At 73.1% G+C, this 6367-nt stretch carries 8 protein-coding genes; 4 read left to right on the top strand and 4 right to left on the bottom strand.

All coding sequences use genetic code 11. The features are described from left to right. From GTW67_RS37875 to GTW67_RS26390, 3 genes are all read right to left on the bottom strand, one after another. Positions 1–388, bottom strand: a 388-nt coding sequence (locus tag GTW67_RS37875; RefSeq protein ID WP_272920536.1) for a sigma factor, incomplete at its 3' end; no start/stop codon positions are given. Between the two features lie 93 nt (positions 389–481). Further along, positions 482–1111 carry an alpha/beta family hydrolase gene (locus GTW67_RS26395; RefSeq protein ID WP_161167288.1) on the bottom strand — a complete coding sequence of 210 codons (630 nt, stop codon included), beginning with the start codon at positions 1109–1111 and terminating at the stop codon, positions 482–484. Position 1112: 1 nt separating this feature from the next. Beyond that, the gene (locus GTW67_RS26390) at positions 1113–1928 is read right to left on the bottom strand and encodes an SOS response-associated peptidase (protein ID WP_161167287.1); all 816 of its coding nucleotides are present in this window, start codon (positions 1926–1928) and stop codon (positions 1113–1115) included. A 50-nt stretch (positions 1929–1978) separates the two neighbouring features. Here GTW67_RS26390 and GTW67_RS26385 point away from each other — a divergent pair, with 50 nt between their 5' ends. From GTW67_RS26385 to GTW67_RS26370, 4 genes are all read left to right on the top strand, one after another. Next, positions 1979–2701: a M50 family metallopeptidase gene (locus GTW67_RS26385; RefSeq protein ID WP_161167286.1), complete on the top strand. Its 723-nt coding sequence runs from the start codon at positions 1979–1981 to the stop codon at positions 2699–2701. Between the two features lie 145 nt (positions 2702–2846). Next, positions 2847–4163, top strand: a complete 1317-nt coding sequence (aroA, locus tag GTW67_RS26380) for a 3-phosphoshikimate 1-carboxyvinyltransferase (RefSeq protein WP_161167285.1) — start codon at positions 2847–2849, stop codon at positions 4161–4163. Positions 4164–4175: 12 nt separating this feature from the next. Beyond that, complete coding sequence (rsgA, locus tag GTW67_RS26375; protein WP_161167284.1) at positions 4176–5189, top strand: ribosome small subunit-dependent GTPase A; 1014 nt, start codon at positions 4176–4178, stop codon at positions 5187–5189. A gap of 83 nt (positions 5190–5272) precedes the next feature. Then, positions 5273–5596 (top strand): DMT family transporter, encoded by a 324-nt coding sequence (locus GTW67_RS26370; RefSeq protein WP_161167283.1) that lies wholly within the window; start codon positions 5273–5275, stop codon positions 5594–5596. 12 nt (positions 5597–5608) lie between these two features. Here GTW67_RS26370 and GTW67_RS26365 read toward each other — a convergent pair whose 3' ends face one another. Next, complete coding sequence (locus GTW67_RS26365; RefSeq protein ID WP_161167282.1) at positions 5609–6220, bottom strand: TetR/AcrR family transcriptional regulator; 612 nt, start codon at positions 6218–6220, stop codon at positions 5609–5611. Positions 6221–6367 lie beyond the last annotated feature (147 nt).

The raw sequence follows: 6367 nt of genomic DNA, 5'->3' as shown, positions 1-6367 counted from the left end.
ACGCGTACGCCTTGGCGTAGGTCTCCTGCACCAGGTCCTCGGCGTCGGCCGGGTTGCGGGTCATGCGCAGCGCGGCCGAGTACATCTGGTCGAGGAACTCGAGCGCGTCCCGCTCGAAGCGCGCGCTGCGCTCCGCGGTCGACTCCGTGCCCGTGCCCCGGCCCTCGGGCTGCTCCGCCTGGCCGTGTTCGGTCCCTGCGTCGGTCCCAGTGACCGGACCCACCTCCTCCAGTGACGTCACGGTGCCGAAACCGGCCCCGCTCGAATCGGAGGATAGACGACGATCCGGTCCGCCCGCCGCCCGGACAGGGGCGGTCTTCGCCGCGTGCAGCACCGTCCAGTCCAGGTCGGCGCGGCTGCCGCGACTTGGGCAGAAGGCTGAAGCCATGCGGCGGACTTCCTCTCGTACGGCGTCGGTGCTGATCCCTCAGCACGGTATGTCCGCCACAACAGTGGTCGCCCGCCGCTCATTCCCGGGCCGTCAGCCGAGTGAGCGGGTCCACTCCGCGACGCCGTCGGTGATCACCCGCAGTGTCTCGTCCTGGGTGATCGCCGCCCGCTTGGGCACGGCGAAGCCGTGGTCGCCGTACGGCACCGGGGTCAGGTCGTAGGTGCCCTCGGGGAACTCCTCCGGCTTCCCGAACGGGTCGTTGCCGCCCTGGACGACGAGGGTGGGCACCCCGGCCCCGAGCAGCTCACCGGCGCGGGACTTCTCGGGCTTGCCCGGCGGGTGCAGCGGGAAGCTGAGGGCGAGGACGGCGTGGGCGCCCAGCTCGGTGGCGGTGCGGCAGGCGACGCGGGCGCCGGCGCTGCGGCCGCCCGAGATCACCGGCAGGCCGGGGCGTCGCAGCGCGGGCCAGACGCCCCGCCAGCCGGTGTCCAGGGTCTTGGGCGCGGGCGCCAGCTTCTTGCCGGCCACCCGCCAGGGCTGCTCGACCAGGGCCACGGTCACGCCCCGCGCGGGCAGCGCCGCCGCCAGTGCCGCCAGGTCGCGCGCCTCGATGCCGCCGCCGGCGCCGTGGCTCGCGGCGAGGACCAGGCGGGGTTTGGCGGCCGGGTGCCAGGTGATGCGGGCGGTGCCGGCCTCCGTGTCGATGATCTCGGTCTTCACGTCAGAAGAGTGTGCCCTCTTCCGGCCCGTCCAGCTCCTTCAGCAGCTCCGGCCCGTTGTTGCGGACGTTGCTCACGGCCGTCGACACGGGGAACGCCCGCATCAGCCCGGCGGGCGGCGGGGTCAGCAGGGAGGTGAGTTCGTCGGGGTCGGTGCGCGCCGGGTCGAGCCAGGCGTCCCACCGGTCCGGCGTCAGCATCAGCGGCATCCGGGGGTGGATGTCGGCCAGGGCGTGCGGGCCCTCGGGCGGGGCGGCGGCGAGCGGTGTGGCCTCCGCCTCGGTCGTGATCACCGAGCACGTCACCCACCAGGCCCCCGGGTGGTCGTCGGGCAGCGTCCGGTCCCGCCAGAACTCGTACAGCCCCGCCATCGCGAACACGGACCCGTCGGCCGGCGTCACGAAGTACGGCTGCTTGCGGGGCCGCTTCCGGCGCCCCTCGACCTCCAGGTCCCGCTCCTCCTTGCCGGTGACCCACTCGTAGTAGCCGTCGGCGGGCAGGATGCAGCGCCGGGTGGCGAAGGCGCGGCGGTAGGACGGCTTCTCGTGGACCGTCTCCGCGCGCGCGTTGATCATCCGGGCGCCGCCCTCGGGCGTCTTGGCCCAGGAGGGGACGAGTCCCCACTTCAGTCTCCGCAGCTGGCGAACCGGCTTCGGGTCCGGGGCGTCCTTCAGAGGACGGTCCAGGACGGCGTAGACCTCCTTGGTGGGAGCCACGTTGTAATCGGGCTCCAGGGTCTCCTGGGGCTCCCACTTCTCGATCTCGAAGACTTCTGCGAGATCCTCGGGTCCACGACTGGCCGCATACCGTCCGCACATACGTGCCACACTGCCAGACCCCGCTCGCGCCTGAGGAGCCCTCCCCGAACATGGACCACCTCGCGACGGCCTCGCTCACCTCCCTGTGGGACGAGGTCTCCGGTACCCAGCCCGACCCCGAGCTGTGGGTGGTGATCGCGACGCTGGCCGCCGCGCTCGCCGTCGTCGTGCCGCGCCCGCTGTGGCGGACGGCACGCAACGCGATCACCATCGCCCACGAGGGCGGTCACGGACTCGTGGCGCTCCTCACCGGGCGCACGCTGACCGGCATAACCCTTCACTCGGACACCAGCGGCCTGACCGTGAGCCGGGGCAAGCCGCACGGGCTCGGCATGATCCTGACCGCCGTGGCCGGCTACACCGCCCCCTCGCTGCTGGGCCTCGGCGGGGCCGCGCTGCTGGCCTCCGGACGCATCACGCTGCTGCTGTGGGTGGCGACGGCGCTGCTGCTCGCCCTGCTGGTGATGATCCGCAACGCGTACGGGGTGCTGACGGTCGTGCTGACCGGCGGGACGTTCCTGCTGGTGTCCTGGCTGGCCGGCCCGCAGGTGCAGGCGGCGTTCGCGTACGCGGCGGTGTGGTTCCTGCTGCTGGGCGGGGTGCGGCCGCCGTTCGAGCTCCAGGCCAAGCGGGCGCGGGGCGGGGCCGGCGACTCGGACGCGGACCAGCTGGCCCGGCTGTCCCACGCGCCGGCGGCGGTGTGGTTCTTCCTGTTCCACGCGGTCTCGCTGTGCTCGCTGATCGGCGGGGGGCGCTGGCTGCTGGAGCTGTGAGCGGGCCCTCGCCGGCGGGCGGCCACGCGGAGGGGGGCAAGAACCGCCGCATATATGCGCGGCAATTCCCCTGTCTCGGTTTCGGTCGGATTTCGCCGCCTTTGATCAAGATCTCCGATCGGGTTCAGCCATTAAAGTGGGGCCCATGACCGTGAATTCCGCGCACACCGCCCTCTGGCCCGCCCCGCACGCGAGCGGAGCCGTCGACGCGACCGTCCACGTGCCCGGATCCAAATCGGTCACCAACCGCGCCCTGGTGCTGGCCGCCCTCGCCTCCGAGCCCGGGTGGCTGCGCCGCCCGCTGCGCTCCCGCGACACCCTGCTGATGGCCGGGGCGCTGCGAGCGATGGGCGTCGAGATCGAGGAGGGCGTCGGTCCCGACGGCACCGGCGAGTTCTGGCGGATCATCCCGGCCGGTCTGCACGGTCCCGCCACGGTGGACGTCGGCAACGCCGGCACGGTCATGCGCTTCCTCCCGCCGGTCGCCACGCTCGCCGACGGCCCCGTCCGCTTCGACGGCGACCCCCGTTCCTACGAGCGCCCGCTGCACGGGGTGATCGACGCGCTGCGCACGCTCGGCGCCCGGATCGACGACGACGGGCGCGGCGCCCTGCCGCTGACCGTGCACGGCGGCGGCGCCCTGGAGGGCGGCCCGGTCGAGATCGACGCGTCGTCGTCCTCCCAGTTCGTCAGCGCCCTGCTGCTGTCGGGCCCGCGCTTCAACCAGGGCGTCGAGGTCCGCCACACCGGCTCCGCGCTGCCGTCCCTGCCGCACATCCGCATGACCGTCGACATGCTGCGCTCGGTCGGCGCCCAGGTCGACACCCCGGAGTCCGGCGGCGAGCCGAACGTCTGGCGGGTCACGCCGGGCGCGCTGCTCGGCCGCGACCTGACGGTCGAGCCGGACCTCTCCAACGCCCAGCCGTTCCTGGCGGCGGCGCTGGTGACCGGCGGCAAGGTGGTGGTCCCCGACTGGCCGGCCCGCACCACCCAGCCCGGCGACCGGCTGCGCGAGATCTTCACCGAGATGGGCGGCTCCTGCGAACTCACCGAGTACGGTCTGGCCTTCACCGGATCGGGAGCCGTGCACGGCATCGACGTGGACCTCGGCGAGGTCGGCGAGCTCACCCCCGGCATCGCGGCCGTCGCGGCTCTCGCGGACTCCCCCTCGACCCTGCGCGGGGTGGCGCACCTGCGCCTGCACGAGACGGACCGGCTGGCCGCGCTCACCAAGGAGATCAACGAACTCGGCGGCGACGTCACCGAGACCGCCGACGGGCTGCACATCCGCCCGCGCCGCCTGCACGGCGGTGTCTTCCACACCTACGAGGACCACCGCATGGCCACCGCCGGCGCGATCATCGGCCTCGCGGTCGAGGGCGTGGAGATCGAGAACGTGGCGACGACCGCCAAGACGCTGCCCGACTTCCCCGACCTGTGGACCGGGATGCTCGGGGCGTAGGGACAGTTCGCCATGCGCCGCTACGGCAAGCACACCGACGAGGACGACATCCGCTCCCGCCCCAACCGCAAGGGCAACCGGCCTCGTACGCACATCCGGCCCAAGCACGAGGACGCCGCCGAGGGCCTGGTCCTCACCGTGGACCGGGGCCGGCTGACCTGCCTCGTCGAGGACCGGATCGTCACGGCGATGAAGGCACGCGAACTGGGCCGCAAGGCGGCGGTCGTCGGCGACCGGGTGGCGCTGGTCGGCGACCTGTCCGGTGCCAAGGACACGCTCGCGCGCATCGTCCGCATCGAGGAGCGCACCTCGGTGCTGCGCCGCACGGCGGACGACGACGACCCCTACGAGCGCGTGGTCGTCGCCAACGCCGACCAGCTCGCCATCGTCACCGCCCTCGCCGACCCTGAGCCGCGCCCGCGCCTGATCGACCGCTGCCTGGTCGCGGCGTTCGACGGCGGGCTCACCCCGCTGCTGGTGATGACCAAGTCGGACCTCGCCCCGCCCGACGAACTGCTCGGCCTGTACGGCGCGTTGGACATCCCGTTCGTCGTCACCAGCCGCGAGGAGCTGGAGAACGGCGACGCCGCCGACCGCGTCCGCGAGCATCTGGACGGCAAGGTCACGGCGTTCGTCGGCCACTCCGGCGTCGGCAAGACGACGCTGGTCAACGCGCTGGTGCCGGAGGACCGCCGCCGTACGGTGGGGCACGTCAACGCGGTGACGGGACGCGGCCGGCACACGACGACCTCGGCCCTGGCGCTGCCGCTGTCCTCGAAGGCGGGCGGCTGGGTCGTCGACACCCCGGGCGTACGGTCGTTCGGGCTCGCCCACATCGACCCGTCCCGCGTGATCCACGCCTTCCCCGACCTGGAGCCCGGCACGGAGGGCTGTCCGCGCGCGTGCAGCCACGACGAGCCCGACTGCGCGCTGGACGCGTGGGTCGCCGAGGGCCACGCCGACCCGGCGCGGCTGTACTCGCTGCGCCGGCTGCTGGCGACGCGGGAACGGACGGAAGGCGACTGACCTCCGCGTTGTTTGCCGTGCCGTGCGACCGGCAAGTGCATAATCGCACCAAGCCGGATCCAAGCGCGAGCAAAGGACGACACATGGCGTGGCTGCTGGTCATAGTGGCCGGGGTGCTCGAAACCGGTTTCGCCGTGTGTCTGAAGCTGTCGCACGGGTTCACCCGGCTGTGGCCGACGGTCGCGTTCTGCGCCTTCGCGCTGGGCAGTTTCGGCCTGCTGACCCTCTCGCTGAAGAAGCTCGACGTCGGCCCGGCGTACGCCGTGTGGACCGGCATCGGCGCGGCGGGCACCGCCATCTACGGCATGATCTTCCTGGGTGACCTGGTCTCCACGCTGAAGATCGTCTCGATCAGCTTCGTCATCATCGGCGTCATCGGGCTTCAGCTGTCGGGCTCGGCGCACTGACGCGTCCGGCCGTCACGACGTCAACTGCCGTGGCAGGACGGTGCGGACGAGTTCCGACACGCCGCCCTCACCGGGCGGGGCCGCGACGTAGGACAGGGCGAGCCGGACGGTGAGTTCGCAGGCGCGGGCGAGGTCGGCGGCCTCCGCCCGGCCGGTGCCGGCCCCGGACAGGGCGGCGACGGCGCGATCGCGGACGAGCGCCACGAAGTCGCCGGGCGAGGGCAGCGGACCGTCGGCCCGGCGCTGGGCCGGCACGGCGGACGAGGAGGACGGCACGGCTCCCAGCGTCGGGGTGGGCAGCCAGGCACCCCAGCAGCCGGTGAGCATGGCGCGCACCAGCGCGTTCTCCCCGGCGGCGGCGGTCGTCCACTCGGCGGTGGCGGTGAGCCGCTCGCGCGGGTCGCCGAGCGCGGAGAGCGCGCGCTCCACGCCGGCGAGATATCCGTCCGCCTCCCTGCGGACGAGCGCCCGGCCGAGGCCCTCCTTGCTGCCGAACTCGTTGTAGAGCGTCTGCCGCGACACTCCGGCCGCCGCCGCCACGTCCACCATCCGCACGGCGGACCACGGCCGCCGCGCCAGCGCCGTGTACGCGGCATCGAGCAGGGACTCCCGGGCAGCAGGCATCCCGCCTCCCTAGGCCAAAGCACCTCAGAGCCCAGATTTGACGCGCCCACCATCCCTGTCAAGAGCCCCCGCACCACAGCTGCGGGCACATAGCTGCGAGCAGTCACGCCGTCCTAGCTGCGGGCAGCAGTGCCGCTGGGGCGGCAC

The sequence above is a fragment of the Streptomyces sp. SID5910 genome (assembly GCF_009862125.1).
Classification (GTDB): Bacteria; Actinomycetota; Actinomycetes; order Streptomycetales; family Streptomycetaceae; genus Streptomyces.
The sequence above is the reverse complement of the archived record's forward strand: the minus strand, read 5'-3'. Positions and strand labels throughout refer to the sequence as shown.

Bases quoted from the DNA above. Each gene is read 5' to 3' on its own strand.
- GTW67_RS26390 (WP_161167287.1), bottom strand. From the start codon at position 1,928: ATGTGCGGACGGTATGCGGCCAGTCGTGGACCCGAGGATCTCGCAGAA.
- GTW67_RS26385 (WP_161167286.1), top strand. From the start codon at position 1,979: ATGGACCACCTCGCGACGGCCTCGCTCACCTCCCTGTGGGACGAGGTC.
- aroA (WP_161167285.1), top strand. From the start codon at position 2,847: ATGACCGTGAATTCCGCGCACACCGCCCTCTGGCCCGCCCCGCACGCG.
- rsgA (WP_161167284.1), top strand. From the start codon at position 4,176: ATGCGCCGCTACGGCAAGCACACCGACGAGGACGACATCCGCTCCCGC.
- GTW67_RS26370 (WP_161167283.1), top strand. From the start codon at position 5,273: ATGGCGTGGCTGCTGGTCATAGTGGCCGGGGTGCTCGAAACCGGTTTC.
- GTW67_RS26365 (WP_161167282.1), bottom strand. From the start codon at position 6,220: ATGCCTGCTGCCCGGGAGTCCCTGCTCGATGCCGCGTACACGGCGCTG.